This is a genomic window from Dyadobacter sp. HNCC25DJ184 (assembly GCF_056895215.1).
In genome coordinates this window covers 39,221-56,313 of the sequence record NZ_JBXHAQ010000010.1, presented here as the reverse complement: position 1 = coordinate 56,313, position 17,093 = coordinate 39,221, and the positions used below count along the sequence as shown (strand labels likewise).

Genomic DNA, 17,093 nt, shown 5'->3' with positions numbered 1-17,093 from the left:
GTTTATATGAATTTATTGATTTCGAGCTTTTTAGTTGGCATATGGGCAGATCCGGCTATTAGGTCAATCATGGACATCTTACTAAATCTCTCTAGCAATTGCTCTTTCTTATTTATCCCGCCTAACTCATGATATATACATGAAATACACCCCGTTACAATGGCTGCTGCGCTGGACGTTCCATTCGACTTAGCTTGCTGACTGTCACTGAAATACCTTTCCGAAGTCATGGCTGTGGTTATACCTGACCATAAGTTGGAGTTAACATCAAGAAAGCCGTTGGATCTATATCCGGCGACGGATATTACGCTATCATATCCAGCTGGGTAGAACTTTATGCTTCGCTTGAAGTTGTTTCCAGTTGCGCAAACAATTATCATTCCTCTATCTGTTAGTTCATTGATTAAATTCTGCAGGCCTAATCCACCTCTCTGAGGATGAAATTCATCTTTATTGGTGGCGAAGCTCATGTTTATTATACTGACATTTTCATCTTTCATTAATTTCAATGCCTTTATTAAATCGCTGGGCTGAATTCGATCTATTTCAATTGAATAGGACAAAATTTTATCGACCTTTGGAGAAACGCCAAATTTCCCTAATTTTTCATCATATGCCGCTACAATACATGCCATGGTTGTTCCATGCCCGTCGGAATTATCGCCGTTTCGAGTTGGCATATTAAGCTCTTTGACTTTACCTCCAAGTGCTGAATGATTAGCAACACCGCTATCGATTATTCCAACTTTTACGCCTTCCCCCATTGATGTGAGTTTCCATAATTTTGGAATCTGTAATTGCTCGAAGAGAGGACTAGAATCAGTATTGGCTATCAATATATCCTTGCTTCTAAATTCATCAGGTAATACAAATCCTTCCTCACTCAGAAACTCGTTTTCCTCCGAAAGAATCCATCTGCTATTGTGATTGACAGTGTCCCCAATGACGCGTGCTTTAACGGTTACGGTCTTTCCCGGGCTTAGAAAAGCGGGATTTTCGGCGTTAACTGAAGGTCTTCCCAACCTAACGTTTACGAAGTCGTTGGCAGTGAGTATCATCCTATTCTGCGTAGAGGTGAAACCGAATCTGTATTTTCCGTCGAATCCGTTGGTTGTTTCTGCGAGGTACGAAGCTGCATCACCTTATTTAGCAAGTCGAACCAGAACGGCGCACCTAATGAAATGGCGATGGCGGTAATGAAAAAGCCCCAGAAATGATCGATAAGAAGACAGAAAAATGCTATAAGTTTTTCTGTGAGATCAAAGCAGATATAAACACTTTTGGATTTTGGTACCAGATATTTGGATGGAATAAGTTTTTTATCGACGTGCGGATAAAAATTATATGCATGGGTTTTGAAATCATAACCAATCAAAACGCTATCGGGAAGCCAGCTTCCAACGCCAAGAATGTTGTTTGCCTTTTGAATATCCACATCCAGCATTCTTTTTATCGATAATAGCGTATCAATACTCTGCTGCTGTTTTACGTCTGAGTTAAGGATACCGCCGGTATTATTTTTATTTTGTATATAAGCGGAAGCCATGTTGGCCAATTTTTCCCTCGCGTCTTTATCGACCGTGAGTTTTTCAATAATGTTGAAAGTTCCGGCATTGAATATCCAGGCCATAAAGAAACCTACAATGAAAAGTATTACCTGTATTTTTCGCTTGTACCATTCTGTTGATTGTTCCATGGTCCTGTCAAACCAAGCTTCTAGATGAACCCTGAATTTTCTGAGGTCACCTTCGGAATCATAGTAAAGACTCAACACAAAATGTGCGGATTGCCTATCAAGTGTAGCCACGTTCGGCTTTGCAACACCGGGTTTCGGCGCGGACCCATCATTAGGTTGGGTTAACCTATGCAGTTCCGCATGTATTTTTTCGGCAATTAGTGATCCGCTGCCATTTAATTCATATAAAAGAGTTCTGGAAAAGCTAGTCGCTTTGAACGCCGAAGGAGTGCTGAAAATTCCTGTACTCCCTAGATATTTGATTTCTGGATTATTATAGAATTTATTGATGATTTCATTATCTGGGTCTTTCAGGATGTTCAGGGAATCTAGAAATCTCTGCCAGCCCCCCTGTGGTTCACTATCGACCAGCATCCTGTTGACGGCTTCTTTAAGATTCAAGGCGCGAATCCCCAGGTATTTAGAGATTATCTCGCCTAATACAGTCGCCAGTAAGCTGTACAGTAAGTAGATGAATATTAAGCCGATCACCACATTAAGTGCAACATTGTTAGCCATATTTTCTGATGGATTTCGTGTATAAGAGAATTCACTTACTGTTCGCACCGACAGATAATTACAACCGTAGCTAATTGCCGGATGCTCCGTAGGCTTTATTACATTTACTTGCGCTTTCAGATCAGAAGTTCGTCGCTGATCTGGATCGGTTTGGTTGTTAATTTTCTCCCAGCTGATCTTATAATTGTTAACAATCGTTTTTGCTATTTCTTAGCATATGATGACGTTTAACTCAATAGTATGTCATCTGCAAACCTAGTATATCAAGAAGAATGAATAGACCGGAAAAACACCGGTATTGACTGGGAGAATTACGGATTTTATGCCTCTTATTACGATACTATTCTCTCTTATAACCTAGTTAGGAACTTAGTATCAAAAAAATTCGAATGCATTGCATTTGCTTATTGTAGAACAACTAAGATCTTTTCCATCAGTATTAATCAATACTTCCGTCTTCGGATACCTATTTTTGCCAAGCTAGCTTTCGACAAGCATTTTCAGACATGACCTACGTTTTTTGGTTATGCCAGGGGAACAATGAGCGAAACCTTCCAAATGACAGTTTCATTTCGAACCGATTCTGGATTAATTAGCGCAGTGACAATTATAAAAAAAGAAACTTAATTTGCGATACTAACGAGTGTTTTGACGACTAAAGTGAATATGACTCATCCACATTTTTTTACAAAATTAATTCTAGACGCCAATGTCTCGGCGACATCATTTTCTTGATTTGCTCATGATCCTTGCCATACATGGATCTCACAATCACGATACCTTCAAAAGAGATCTTGTAAAGTTTTTAGCGGAAAGGATTAAAAATTAACTATTCAAGTTCTCCGTATACCCAAAATATATCAACAGTAGATTCACGTAAACTATATGGGTATTTTTCACCGGCGTCAATGGATAGCTTAGAGTTAAGTTTGTAAACATCACATTTTTCCTTTTCTACCTGAGTATATGATTCTAATCCTATTAGCGGCTTTTATAGCGGTTACTTACTGTTTTTTTCGAACCCGCCACAGGAAGGGTGTTCAAGAAAAGATATTGTTTGAATGTCAGCTAGCTATGGAAGTATTACAAGCGCAGGTAGAAGTTCAGAACAGTGCCTTACTGTCAATTGGAGATGAGTTGCAAAATGAAATTGGCCAACTATTATCAGTGGCTCACATCAACTTGAATATGCTAGAGGAAACTCTGCATAGACCCGCGAGTCGAAAATCCATTGGTCAGACAAGAGAATTAGTCAGTCAAGCCATTACAGGTGTCCTCAACGTAAGCTCAAAGATAGGAATTGATTTCTTGAAGAATTTCAATTTGACGGATAATTTGTCAGCAGAGTTGATTCGGTTTAGGAAAGCCAGCAAGCTGAAAACCGAATTGGTTATTTCTGGCGAAAAATATGCATTAGGAAACGAAAAAGAAATCGTACTTTTCAGTATTTCGCAGCAAGTTCTTTCCAATATTAAAAGACAATCCAATGCAACTAATATTTTTATTCAGCTCCGCTACACAAGCGACTATTTTGAAATGCACTTAAGCTATAATAGCCTCATTCACGAGCCAAGATTGAATTCAACTGCAAAGGGGCAAGAGAATCTGACCTTAGTTCGGATTGAAAGAAAAGCTAAAATCATTGGTGGTTATGTAATGTTACGATCAGCCCCTGACGCGGGCACAACTGTAGAAATTTTTCTCCCTATTGCTAATACATAAACAATTTTTAATTGGCGATGAAAACAAAGATTGCAATTGTTGATGACCACGAGTTAATGGCTAGGGCACTTTCTGGACTAATTCAGAAATTTGAAAACTACGAGGTGATTTTCGAAGTGTTCAATGGTGCAGATTTAAAAGTGCGTATCGGCTTGGGCTTGATTCCTGAGGTCATATTGCTTGACGTGAGTATGCCGCAAATGGACGGATACGAAGTCGCCGACTGGCTAAAGAATAACCATCCTGGCATCAAAATTCTGGCGTTGTCGATGAATAACAAGGAAGAGGCTATAGTGAAAATGCTTCGCAATGGAGCTAAAGGCTATTTACTGAAAGGCTGCACACCACACGAGCTGAAACAGGGACTTGATTCCCTTGTACAAAAGGGGCACTACTACACCGACTACCTAACTAGCCAACTCATCCGAAATCTCAATCCCGAACATGTCCTGGACCCCATAGCTCAGCTTGGCCTTAACGAGCGTGAATTACAATTTGTGCGCTTTTCATGCAGTGAACTCACCTATGTGGAAATCTCGGATAAGATGTGCGTAAGCCCGAGGACAGTTGACGGTTACCGAGAAGCTGTGTTTCTAAAGATGAATGTCAAAACCCGGGTTGGAATGGTATTAGAAGCTATACGTTATGGGTTGTTTGAGATTTGAAAGTTTTGTACTTTCAGCCAACTTCCTCACTGTATTATGTGGTTCCTAGGTTCTTTGACGTTTTTAAGGAGCACAGTATATCCCGTGCGCTTAACTAGTATATTGTTTGCATTGGTTTCGTGTCTTCTGCCCGCAATCCGGTCTACTGCACGGGTTTCGGACCAAGACAGTCTGGTGACTATCCTAAGACAGTTACCTCCGACAACGGGCAACCTTTCGAATGACACGATTAAAATCAATATATTGTGCCTATTGGGTAGCGGCAAAGATCGCGACGGACTAATTAAAGGAGATTACAAACAATGTATCGCTTGGCTTAACGAAGCCGAAAATCTATCCTCTAAACACCAGTGGACCGAGGGACTGCTAAGGGTAAACTTAAATGCTGGGGTTCTACACGCCTGGAAAGGAAATAACCTTGTCGGTTTGCAAAAAATACATAAGGCCCGGTACTATGCCGAACAACTGAAAAGTCCACTTTGGTTGGCCAGGACTTATCGTTACCTTGCTGATCTTTACTACTTGCTGGGGAACTACGATCAGTCGATTTTTTATCTCAAAAGGGCCGTTAACCCAGCAGAACAGGCCGACAGAGTGACCTACATGATAGTTCTGCAAAACCTTGGAGAGTCCTATCTACGAAAAGAAGATTACCCAAAGGCAATACAGTGGCTCAGCCGGGCATACGTAGAAGCAAAGGCGATTGCAGACGATCAAATGATGAAGTATGCAACGCTAAACTGGGCTGATGCATGTCTTGCCATCGGTGAGAAGAAGAAGGTTCTCTCTCTGCTTACAGAATACCGAGCTATTCGTTTTCAAGATAACGCTTGGGACGTCCATTATTTTTCGTTGAATGCACGACGGTATCTATTAGAAAATTTGCCGAGAAAGGCGTTGCTGGAACTGAATAAAGGCCTAGCTAAGAGTAGCGTTGCAAGCGACGAACACCGCATGGAGCTATACATAACATTTTCAAAGACATACGAGAACCTTAACAAACCAGATTTGGCTCTGCTTTACTATAAAAGATTCACAGAATTGTGGCGAAAAAACATCAAGTCCTTTCAACAGAAGCAAACTGAGTATTTGAAATTCGAGTATCAGAGCTTGAAACAGCGAGACGCAATTGCTTTGCTAAACAATGATATTAATGACCAGATGGCCGCTAGAAAAAGATTGTGGTTAGGAATAGCTGGAACGATTCTGGTTGCTTGCCTTCTTGTTTTTAATAACCGTGTGCTAAGCAAAAAGAATCAATTGATCGAAGAGCAACGGATTCAGATGCTGGTCTTTCAACGCCAACTGACAGACTCCAACGAAAAATTAACAGGGTTCAATGAAGAGTTGGAACACAAAGTTTCATTAAGGACAAAGGAACTTATTGTAGCCAATCAGGAGTTGACAGCCAAAAATAGGCAAATTCAGGAAGCGTTCGCGAATGGAAAGACGCAGGAGCGAAAACGTGTCGCATCCGAACTTCACGATAACCTTGGAAGTACACTTTCAGGTTTAATCTGGCAATTACAAAGTATCATGCCCGAAAGCCTGAGTGACAAGGAACGTAAACTCCATACAGGACTTATCACTCAGATGCATAATGCTTACACTGAAATCAGACACATCTCCCATCACCTGTTACCAAAAGAGTTAGAAAAAGGATTCGGTGCAGCTTTGACTCGACTTATTGGTGATTTAAACGACAATGGGAAAATAAAATTCAACGTAGACGGAGATTACCCTTTGGATATTTTGACCCGTGAACAAGAGACCGAGCTGTACAGTATTTGTCTTGAATTAATTAATAACACTTTAAAGCATTCTGAGTCGAGTGAATGCACGTTACGATTTGCGACTTCAGAAAATATCTTTGAACTCCTTTTGTCGGATAATGGAAAGGGATTTAACCCTTCCGAAGTTACCAAACGCGGAAGAGGCTTAGATAATGTTGCAGAACGAGTTAAATCCCTGAATGGCAGGCTATGGATTGAATCGCAAGTCGGTTTTGGTTCGCAGTTCAGAGTTGCAATTCTACAACACTTATAGGATTGTGCAATCTTAGGCAGGCATAGCCATAAGAGGCGTAACCGAAATACATGTCAGCGCAAAAATGATCGCTCCCATCTAACATATTGCCGACCGGGCGTTCCTTTACAATATAGTTACTGATCATATCCGCAATGAGTTTATACTTGGTTAATGGTCCCGGATCTTTACTTCGGATTGCAGAATGAACCTCCTTTACCATGTCTTTTGCAAAAACTTGCGGCGGTATGTCTATTTTGTCCGACGTAGGCTCGATATCACGCTCTAAAGGAAAATTGTTCCTTTTGACCTCACAATAGCGCGTTGCTCCGTCAAGAACTAGTTGCATCATGGTATCTTTTATTTTCAATTCCTGGAAGGCTTGAAGGAAAGTGATTACACCTGGTAAGCCCGATTGCCCGTCGGTCACTTTTAAGAACCTATAACCGTGCTGTTTAGAGCTAACCATAGTATAGCTTATCCAGTTACATTCACTCTCTGAAACCCATATAGCCTCGCGACACAACAGTTGGGCAATATACCACGCTGCCATCAACCATTGATTGCTGATTGTTCCTCCAAATAAATGCACTCTCTTATCGTCAAAAAGCGAAAAATCACATGCAAACGGAGATTGAGGATTCAGGTAAAACTTCTCCAGCCCTCCCCAAACTCGTTCAAGATGCGTGTGGACCGGGTCTCCTTGATTACGATCTAATAGAAATATGATTGCCTCTGCGATAACCGCAGAACGATAGACTCCGAAGCTGGCTGATTTTTTGTTCGGAGTACTGCCAAACCCAACTCCTGGTAGAACTTCTCTGACGAAATATGGCAATAATCGCTCCTCTAAAAAAGGTTGTAATTCCTGATACAGATAGCAGATTATTGTCGCTGCAATACTAAAATGCCGGCGTTCAAAATATAATACAAAATGATCGCTTCTGCGAAATTCGTCATTGGAAAATGAAAACTTCAGTCGAAAGGGGACGAGTCGCTCGTTAAACACCTCTGATATCCGTGATATTATTAGAGGAATACTGACAGTTAATGTATCAACTTTAAGTCTGAAATAGAATCGAACTATCGAGCCAAGACCCGCATTGTCAAGCGGATATTTTCCGTTAATATATTTATATCCCTTGTTAATCTCAAACTTAGGTAGCCAAATGCTCATATATTGAACTTCCTCAGACACAATAACCCCGTTAAGTGCTACAGTGGAATCAAAAACAATATCATCTTCAACCGATTGTCCCAATCCGGCAATTAGTGTCTCGTAGCCTTTGGTCAATGCCGGATTATCACGTTCCTGATCCCTCTGGTCGTATCGCCAAAACCGGTTGCGCCAATATGCATGTTCTCCCTGCCGAAAAAGCTCGTCAAATGGAAAATGTCGTTCATCGGATCTAGGAAGCGAAGCCGGCTTTCCGCTATTTTGGTAATAATTCGTGTATATCCAATTCGTTAAAAGAATTTTTCGATAATCGAGATGATCTTTGCTAATAGAAACACTGATTTCATACTTCTCATAGAGAAGTAATACTATTTTCCTGCAATCCAGACTCATGTCCACTAAATCCCCGTCAGAGTCCATTTGAATCATCGACACAATGTGTTGGATCTGAGCCACCACCGAAGTCCTGTACTCTCCGTTTTCCATAATTAAGAAAATATTTTGCTATGACAAACCTCGGTGTTTTGAACAAGCGCCAAACCATAGTGCAACAGCAAAGCTTCCTTTCTGACCAAAAACTCCTGCAAAAAATAGATTCCAGACCATCTCAAAATTCTCTTTTGTTCATCAACTGACGTGATACCATATCCCTCCATAAAGTTTTTGACACGGGAGTACACCTGAAACGGAGGCAGTCTAATTGTTCGCAGGGGCACCTGCGGAAGATCGGTTTTCACTAACAAGCTCGCGGTAAATACAGCCACGTCCCAAAACCAGGCGCCAAAAGCAACACCTTCAAAATCGACCATAACGATAGTATTCTCATTCAAAATGAAATTTCTCGCGTCGGCATCACCATGAATTAATCCTTTGGCATGCTGACTCCATTCCTTGCGCCAGTCTTTGATCGTATCGCGTTGATGGTATATAAAACTTGCGAACTGTACAAGATATACGTCACCAGTGAAGCTTAGCTGTTTCACATCAGATTCCGTCAGCCGAAGAATTTTCGGCACAAGCGATCGGAACTGGTCAATCCACTTCCCGCAGGCTACTAGAACAGAGTCGACATTCTCCGTTTTACATACATCATGAAATTGCTCTAGTACTTTGCCTGCTTCATAAAATACACTATAGTTATTACTTTGCATAATGTCAGGCGCTGCTGGGATATAACTTGTGACAATTATACTGTTATAGTCATCAAAATAGATAAGTTGCGGAATATGTTTCGACAATCTTTCCTTCCAAGCCTTTCTTACTAGGCGGTAAAACTCGGCCTCGCTTCTGATATCCTGAATATTGACCTCGGATAAACTCCTTGACTGCTTGAAGAAAAAATTCAAATGCCTTACTGACTCATCTATGCAGAAGTAACATTTGTTTCTGGACAATTCCGTGACTTCGCAAAAAGATAAATAATCGATATGTCCCCAATTGATATCCTTTGATCCTTCCGTTCCAGGAAACGGAACAATATCAACAAGATAATTTGCTAATTTGTAGGCAGAAAGAGCGATCATCGAGTCAATCGGGTAGTATGGAGATGAGTAAGATTAAATACCTGCCCGTCATTATCCATGATGTATTTTTCCAACTCTGTTCCAATTGGCCGAATTGAAATGTTCAGCTCACTCTCATGGTTAACTTGCCATGCATCAAGGTTAATATAGTCACCTGCGACAGTCATAAATTTTCCATCTTCGAATAAATATATATCGCTTTTTATTGTCTCACGAGCATGGGCATGTTCTTGTAATTCCTCAGCAGTAGGCTTCCAAACATTTTGTGTAGGTTCCATCATAAAAATATTCTTTTCAGTATCATGTCTGACATATATATTTCGTTGCGCTGATGTTTTTTTACGGGTGTCGACTTTTTCTCCCTTGTTAAACATCACAAGAGAATATTCAGCGTCAATAGGTGGTTTTTCACCGGCCTGAATCTCACGCGCTCTCAGCATTTTATTTATTTCACCGTCGCATTTGTACAGATAGCCGGTTACAAGTACGAGATTTCTTCCGCTTTCCCGGAAGTTGGAAAGGTTTTGAACAGCTGCCATAATCAGGAGGATTAGTGTTATTTTATATTTAATTTACTTTGTTAAACTAATATATTCAGCAAACCTTCAGGGAGTATTTTCGACTATCTCAGCTAAGGTCTCCTGCCAAAATTACCACGATATTCTGGTTCACTATTTGGTTTTGCTTTAAAACTACGGCTAAAAAAGGTATCATTTTCTTTCAAGGACAATTTAGAGACGCATTTAGAAAAATTTAACTTGGAAAAATAAACAATAATCATTTAACAAAGTCATTTTTTATCAAAACAATCGCATTTCCAAGCAGCCATTAAGTAAACTGAATCTGCCGACTCTATTTAACGGAATTACCTGTTGCTTAAAAGCTTCATTTACTCAATTGGTGACATTCTGAGCGGGTTAGAAGCCAACATCTCAGACCTATCGGCGTCGCCAGAAAATATAAATATATAGATGATCGCATTCAAAATTCTCTTCAAGTTTAGAAGGTCTAAACTTGGGTAATCGACGGAATTAATAAAGGAGCCAGTTGATCAGACTAGCGCAGTAATGAAAGTGCGTGAATTATCTAAATATATAAACAAATTAGAAGTAATGCACAGAGTTAGATAATTAATTATTAAACGGTATCAGGGTAAATGCAGATATCATCCTCTAATGGTGACTTCGGCCGGATTGATCTAATTCATCCTATATCCTTCCACTCTGTATTGTGCAATAAGTAGACTGCCATAAGTTGGTTTGCAAAGGTTGTTTACAAGTTCTCTAATCTTTCTTTTTTTCGCCGGATAATACCGTACAGAAGCACTGAGTGTTTAAATGCTTTTTTTTGCAGTAGTGACCTTTTTTTTCAACGTGTACAAAATAAAAATTCAAAATCCAGGAAGCATTCGCCTCAGGAGCTCGATATCTTATGAGCTGTTAGTCAGTTTCATTATTAACTAGCATGTCAAAATTAAAGGTAGAATTGAATAATTTACATGAGTAGAATCACGTTTTTGTTAGGGATTATGACGGTAATGATCTCCGTTTTTTAACGGTGTTATTTGAAAAAAGGGGAGCTAGCTGAGTTGATTATATGTGCGTTGTCGGTGAATGTATGACAATTTATCTGCCAATTAGTTCAGGTCCCAAGCAACTCAATACTCCATGATTTACGCCGCAACTTAATTTTAACTTTCTACCTGAATGGAACAATCAAAAATCCGATAGACATATTACATCCAGCTGGCTGATTATCAGCAGTAAACAATTCTGAATTTGTAGAGGGAATGCTTTGATTTTGACCTAAAAAAGCATTCCTTAATTCCTTGAAATTCGGGTAAAAAAGGTCAAATAAGACGATATTTAGACCTTCGCAAGCCTTTTTACTCTCGTCTGGTAGGCCTGAAGATAGCTCCTTTTGGAACGATCATTTAAGAAAGAGGCATTGACCAAATTCTCGACTTTTTTCGAATTTGAAAGCATCACGTCAAAGATGGATTTAATCATTTTCACATTTAAGCCTGCCTCCTCGCCAAGAGTCTGGAATTGTGTAGCAACATTGCCCTTTGATATTTGAGGTGGCAATAGTCCATCATCCAGCGCAAAGTCCGAGTCATTCACGTGAAGGCGGCTGTTGAGAAGATCGTATGCTGGGTTGAGTCTGAAATCGCCCATACCGGTTTCAATAATCGAAAAGTTCTTAAAATGGGCGTCCCCATTCGAAAACAAGTAATTAAACATGATCAGCTTAAAAAGTCGAGGCGATTCCAAGCCATAAATAGGTAGATATTTTTTTATGATGTTGAAGAGATCCATATAATTTCCCAGGTACTTATAATGTTCCCCGTGCGTCTGAGGACTTCTGCCTGACAAGGCCGCAAAGTCCTCCACAGCCTTCTTTCTAAACTCCTCATCCACATCAAAGCGCTTGGTAAGGTATGCAGGTTCTTCATTTTTAAAAAAGATGAGTGCATTCTCTGCAGTTTCAATCCCATAAACCTGTCGTGCTATTTGCATCGTCAAATGTTCATTGGCAGGCATTTGATCTGCATTACTGCCGACGGTTGGTATCGGTTTCAGGATATGTGTTCCCCTGTCGCCCTCCCCCACCAATCTCAACTTATTCTTGACCTGTATTATAGAAAACTTTTCCTGAACACCCGAGATTGACATCCGCCTTTGACTCAAAACGAATGCTGCATTAACTTGGCGGGCGGAAGCTGGCGAATCATATGGTAATACATGGGATACTTTCGCTCCACTAAACATTCGCTTAAGGCAAGTCTGGCTGTAAGTATCATAACCTTCTGCTAAGGTGCCCGGACAGTATTTGATAACAGGCATACTCATGCTGATACATTTATACGCTTGACTGTGATAGCTCCATTATCTTTGCTGAGAGGTTGATGATGCTGGTGAAATCAAGATATGGCGTTGTAAACAAGGTCTGCTCAAATAAACGTGCCGCTTCTTTTACCAAGTCTGTAGATGGTTTAATAATCTTACTTGTTCCTTCAAATGATAAGGCGCGATAACGATTTATTTCTCCAAATGGAAGCGTCCAATGATCTGTCTTTAATTTTTTTAGAACTCCTTCGTATATTTGTTGGGCAACGTCCGAGGGTAATATTCTAATTGGATATTTGATTCCATATTGACAATAGAGATGTCCAAAAGGTTGAAGTATATGAAGAAGGCTGAAGCTGTGGATCGTACCAATGAAATCACGGGCATTGGGTATGTAACCATAAATCTGCAATCTTTTTTTTAATTCCCTTACGGTCTCGCGACTATAGCTAATGCAGAGCAATCCAGCTGGGGAATGAATCACAGAGTTTGCCAATGCCACAGCCTTCATACTAAGGACCCGCGTCTTACCACTGGTCCCGCAAGAACTACTGTATTAGACATAGACTCAAATGCGGTTCGCTGGGCATTGTCTTTCCGGATCAAATCAAGATCATGAAAAAATTGTTCATTCATATTCAGTCTTGACTTTTTTAATAACTGCTTTAATTCCCCTTTTAAATAGATGGGTAGCATGTCTACCGTCAAATTCCCGGCCAATCGTTGAGCGAAACGTCCCTTGCTAATGTTACTTTCAATCTTCGATAACGCGTCCCAATATGCCCCGTTATCGATATCTTCTTCAAAATTTTTGCGCATTTCTGCACCGCCAGCTATCAAATCTGCATAAATCTTTTTGAATACCCCGATAGCTTCTTCTCCTTTGTTCATCATATCAACTTCAAGCGTATAGAAACCAACAAAGGCACCGAATTTGTTAAAGAGTGTCTCTTGCTCATTTGCCTCATCAGGAAGATCATCTCTTTTTATATCACCTGATTCAATTAGCAATTTTGCAATAAGATCATGTCCTCGAAAGAACTGTTCTGCCCCCTCAGAGGAGATAATTTGGTAAACGCGCTGGAGTTTATCTTCTCCCTGTTTGTTTTTCACCGTCCTTTTTTCGTAATAATCTCCGTCCGTAAAAAGGATCCAGGGAAGTTTAAGTAAACTCAGTAGTTGGGTATAAGGCTTAAAATTTGTTGAATCAATATTACAAACAATGATTCGATAATCATCCAGGGAGTTGCCCAATTGCTTTGCGGCAGCAGGAACGATGTACTCTTCTGTTATACCTTCCACTAGAATAATTGCCTTCCCAAAATAAAGTTCGCCACGCTTGGCATCGACATACCGTTCAATATCCTGCTGTTCCCGTTCAGCTAGAATAAGATTGGCAGTAGAAAATACTCGACTTGCACTATCTATATGTCTGATATGAACAATTGACTTCAGAGGTGTTACTGATGCAATAAAGGTGGAGTGGGTTGTGAAAATAACAGATGTAGAACTATTCTGGAGAATTTCTCGGTAGAGCATTCTTTGCAAAATGGGATGTAGATGTGCTTCTGGTTCTTCGACCGCAAGTATTGTAAAGGCTTGTGGTTGAAAATTTCTGCTATCCATGAAAGCATATAAATCTTGGATTTGCTCGACAGTCAAATCGGATCGTAAGATGAAGTTTCCTTTCTCGCTTTTCGTATATAGTTCTGGAAGTAATTTTTTCGAGTCAACTTCACTCAGCGCAGCAAACCTGTCCGCTTTAATGACAGGCAATATCGTTCTATCTTTAATAAGAATCAGCATTAACGAGACATAAAGGATATTTGTTAAGCCCAAGCTCAATTCAGATATGGGGCGTGCTTTTATGCCCATGTATATCTGCAAATTGTATAAGAGTCTTTCTGTATCTAAATCAAATGTGCCTAAAGTGATTTCGTTATCTCTTTGAAGTCCGGATAGTGTTGAAAAACGAGATTGAAGCGCATCTTTGATGTGATTAATTTCATCCAATTCCAAAATTTTGTCGGCTGCATCGGAAAGCCCGTTCGAAATTGCCTCCAATTCTTCTTTGGAAATATCATATTTTTTTACCAATCTGTAAAGAGGTGACAGTCGGTTGGCTTTCATTTCTCTTTCCACATCACGAAGCGCCTTGATTACGAAGATATTGATATAGCTTCGATCTTCACTAATGAAACGATACTCAATGTTTTCGCCTTTAAAAATATTGAAATCATAACGTGTAATATTTCCTTCTTGATCCTTTATAGGACTAAAAAGATAGGTAAATCTTAGTGTTGGCGGTTTATCGGATATTATTGCGTCGGAGAATTGGGCTACTAGGTTAGAATTATGCTCATACCCGCGTACCTCGACTGAGACCTCTATCTCTTGACCGTTTTTCATTGGATCTTCCAAACTGTCATGAAAATCACTATCATTGAGCATTCGATCGTTGTCAGAAAAACCAGGATCTAAAATAAGTTGAATTGCTCTTAGAAAATTGGTTTTTCCAACATTGTTCTCACCAATAATAACTTGCTTATGCCCTAAATCAACTTCTGCATTTAGGAAATTCCGAAAATTTCTTATCCTGACTTTGGAAATGTAGAGGTTGCGAATATTTTGCATGTGGTAGGTTTAATTTCAAAAGTAAAAAACAATGGAATTAAATTTATATTTATTAAAATTAAAGCAGGGTCAACTATTTCTTATTACAAGTTCTTGAGCCGGGTCATTCCTATTCTCTGCTTTAGTGATTCGAAAAGGTCTCTAATATTCTGCTTAATCTGGTCATCATTACAAGGTGCCATAAGCGATCCGCCTCACGGATCTCTGGAATAGGCACGTAAGATTGTTCCTCTTTTGTAACCATCTTGATTATTTTGGATTTCTTAATGAAAAGTTTGCAGCATAATTTGCTTGTAGGATCTGGTAAATAAAGAAAGCGTCAGTTGAACGGCCAAGGAAACGACACAAAAAAGGTGAGGCATCTGTTGATACCTCACTAATGATTTGAAGAAAGCAAATCGATACTTTAAATATTGATTGATGCAATTTTAACTTCGTAAACCCTTATTTCTTTTAGGTCTATAAGATTTTTGTTCAGCCTGTTTAGTTTGATTCAAACCGTGTATTTCTTTGAAACCTTTAATAGTAGCGGTGTTATAAACAACCACGGCATCCGGAGTTCCTTTGAATTTATCTTTGACCAGATCAAGGTTTTTAGGGCAATCTTCGAAGGTCTTTCATTCTTTTTCTTTTATCCTCAAACCATCATAACCCAGGTTTTTGGTAACATACTCATATGGGTTCCCTGTAAATCCTTTTGCCTATCTGACTGGAGAATTCGGAGCCACAGATCACCACAATTCAGAAACTAAAGGCATGTCGTTTCGGTTAAAACCGCCCATCCTAAATTATTGATCTATATTTCTTGAATTACTGATTAACAATAGTTTGTTGTTGATCACTCTGCGACGGAATCACCTGGTCAAGCCATCCGAATTCTCCAATTAGTACATTCAAATAAAAACGACATTCGTACGGGCTGTCGTTTTGTCAATTCGATTTGTACAGAGAGAAGAACATTCCCTGTAAACCAAAGAAAACTATCCTCTTCATTCTGCCAATTATTATTCTTGCCGTTAAAGCACTCACGGAAATCCATTGATACGGCGTGTTTTTATTTTTCCCTCTAAATGGTCCGAAAGCTCTGTGCTTAATTCAAGTTGATCAACTTGAAGCTGTATTGAAGCACTGCCACCAAAGCTGTACTCGAACCGTCAGCACTGAATTCTTTTGAGTTCTTAATGGGGAACGCTAATCTAAATTGACTGGTAGGGGATATGGCGATATCAATAAAGACCGATTTGACATCAGTCCATTTTAGTTTGTCTTCTGCATATATAGATTCTTCTCCCTTGTAGTTTTGTCTTTCATAACTTATCCCAAGATAGATCGAAGGGATGAACAGGCTAGCTTTATAAAAATCTTTCTCCTTTAAGGCTTCTTCGGAAATCAGACGTTTTACCCTTACTGACATGCCTACGGAAAAACCATCATATCTCCTTCTTTGCTGTGTGGAATCTGCAGACTTTCTCTTATTGAAATAGTTATAGCTACCATTTACATTGAAGCTTCCGTTTTTGAAACTGTAACTTACACTGGCAATTAGATTATGACCCTTAAATGCATGGTAATTCAAACTGTCGTAATTGCCGTCAGCAGATTTGCTTTTGAGCACGGAGAAAAACTGGGCATTGTAGCCGACGCTCCACTTAAAAACATGTCTTAGTCTCTTGGCATCGAAGCCGTCCATCAACGAGTCTTGCCAGCTTTTGGCCTTCGACGTCCTATAATACTCTGTGTACTCTGCCATTGACTCATTCGCGCCACGCGGGCGGACTTCGACCTGCTCATTTGATGGAATATCATAGGATTCCTTAAATATTCTGTTGACCCTACCTGTACCATAAGCGGAGTTGTCGTTTCCGATACTAACGCCGGTTGTCAGTGCCCCGGAACTATTGGTGATATTTAATCTTAAGTTGGATAGGACCGGAATGTAATATTTTGCAAGCCTTACCGGAGAAAAACCAATTTTCTGGACCTGGTCTTTATCGGAAAAGGATGCATTGGCTGAGAGAAGGTCGTACCCAGAGGGCTCTACATCTTTGAATAAATAGCTATTGGCGTTTGCCGAACTGCTATTGTCATTCGTGTAACGCTGGGTATTTGAACCAATCTTTGAAAGTATGGAATCTCGGTCAGAAGAATTCAACGATAGTGTGCTATTGTCCTGCCCAGACTGTCCCAAGCAGATGTTGCCGGCCATCAGAGAAAGTATTAAAAGTAGGAGTCTTTTCATGGTAT

General features: G+C 39.9%; 12 protein-coding genes. 3 read left to right on the top strand and 9 right to left on the bottom strand.

Annotated features, from left to right (window positions below; all coding sequences use genetic code 11):
• Nucleotides 1-2 precede the first annotated feature (2 nt).
• Complete coding sequence (locus AC1XUD_RS15985) at nucleotides 3-1,058, bottom strand: S8 family peptidase (RefSeq protein ID WP_483362028.1); 1,056 nt, start codon at nucleotides 1,056-1,058, stop codon at nucleotides 3-5.
• Nucleotides 1,055-2,254, bottom strand: a complete 1,200-nt coding sequence (locus AC1XUD_RS15980) for a hypothetical protein (RefSeq protein WP_483362027.1) — start codon at nucleotides 2,252-2,254, stop codon at nucleotides 1,055-1,057. Before AC1XUD_RS15980 ends, AC1XUD_RS15985 begins: the two co-directional genes overlap by 4 nt.
• 1,074 nt (nucleotides 2,255-3,328) lie before the next feature.
• Here AC1XUD_RS15980 and AC1XUD_RS15975 point away from each other — a divergent pair.
• The 3 genes from AC1XUD_RS15975 to AC1XUD_RS15965 are packed head-to-tail and all read left to right on the top strand — an operon-like array spanning nucleotide 3,329 to nucleotide 6,687.
• The gene (locus AC1XUD_RS15975) at nucleotides 3,329-3,976 is read left to right on the top strand and encodes a sensor histidine kinase (RefSeq protein WP_483362026.1); all 648 of its coding nucleotides are present in this window, start codon (nucleotides 3,329-3,331) and stop codon (nucleotides 3,974-3,976) included.
• Between the two features lie 17 nt (nucleotides 3,977-3,993).
• Complete coding sequence (locus AC1XUD_RS15970; RefSeq protein ID WP_483362025.1) at nucleotides 3,994-4,641, top strand: response regulator; 648 nt, start codon at nucleotides 3,994-3,996, stop codon at nucleotides 4,639-4,641.
• Between the two features lie 36 nt (nucleotides 4,642-4,677).
• A complete protein-coding gene (locus AC1XUD_RS15965) occupies nucleotides 4,678-6,687 on the top strand; it encodes a tetratricopeptide repeat-containing sensor histidine kinase (RefSeq protein WP_483362024.1) in 2,010 nt (669 codons plus the stop codon).
• On the opposite strand, the gene AC1XUD_RS15960 is transcribed toward AC1XUD_RS15965, so the two are convergent.
• The 7 genes from AC1XUD_RS15960 to AC1XUD_RS15930 form a co-directional block, all read right to left on the bottom strand.
• Nucleotides 6,659-8,329 carry a T3SS effector HopA1 family protein gene (locus AC1XUD_RS15960; protein ID WP_483362023.1) on the bottom strand — a complete coding sequence of 557 codons (1,671 nt, stop codon included), beginning with the start codon at nucleotides 8,327-8,329 and terminating at the stop codon, nucleotides 6,659-6,661. The two genes, AC1XUD_RS15965 and AC1XUD_RS15960, sit on opposite strands and share 29 nt — an antisense overlap.
• Before the next feature lie 2 nt (nucleotides 8,330-8,331).
• Nucleotides 8,332-9,366 (bottom strand): phosphotransferase, encoded by a 1,035-nt coding sequence (locus AC1XUD_RS15955; RefSeq protein ID WP_483362022.1) that lies wholly within the window; start codon nucleotides 9,364-9,366, stop codon nucleotides 8,332-8,334.
• Nucleotides 9,363-9,905: a hypothetical protein gene (locus tag AC1XUD_RS15950; RefSeq protein ID WP_483362021.1), complete on the bottom strand. Its 543-nt coding sequence runs from the start codon at nucleotides 9,903-9,905 to the stop codon at nucleotides 9,363-9,365. Before AC1XUD_RS15950 ends, AC1XUD_RS15955 begins: the two co-directional genes overlap by 4 nt.
• A 1,326-nt stretch (nucleotides 9,906-11,231) precedes the next feature.
• Nucleotides 11,232-12,218: a HipA domain-containing protein gene (locus tag AC1XUD_RS15945; protein WP_483362020.1), complete on the bottom strand. Its 987-nt coding sequence runs from the start codon at nucleotides 12,216-12,218 to the stop codon at nucleotides 11,232-11,234.
• A 10-nt stretch (nucleotides 12,219-12,228) separates the two neighbouring features.
• Nucleotides 12,229-12,726 (bottom strand): hypothetical protein, encoded by a 498-nt coding sequence (locus tag AC1XUD_RS15940; protein WP_483362019.1) that lies wholly within the window; start codon nucleotides 12,724-12,726, stop codon nucleotides 12,229-12,231.
• Nucleotides 12,723-14,849, bottom strand: coding sequence for an ATP-dependent nuclease (locus tag AC1XUD_RS15935; protein ID WP_483362018.1), 2,127 nt, complete (start codon nucleotides 14,847-14,849; stop codon nucleotides 12,723-12,725). The genes AC1XUD_RS15940 and AC1XUD_RS15935 overlap by 4 nt, the downstream gene beginning before the upstream one ends.
• Before the next feature lie 1,090 nt (nucleotides 14,850-15,939).
• Nucleotides 15,940-17,088, bottom strand: a complete 1,149-nt coding sequence (locus tag AC1XUD_RS15930; protein WP_483362017.1) for a hypothetical protein — start codon at nucleotides 17,086-17,088, stop codon at nucleotides 15,940-15,942.
• Between the last annotated feature and the right edge of the window lie 5 nt (nucleotides 17,089-17,093).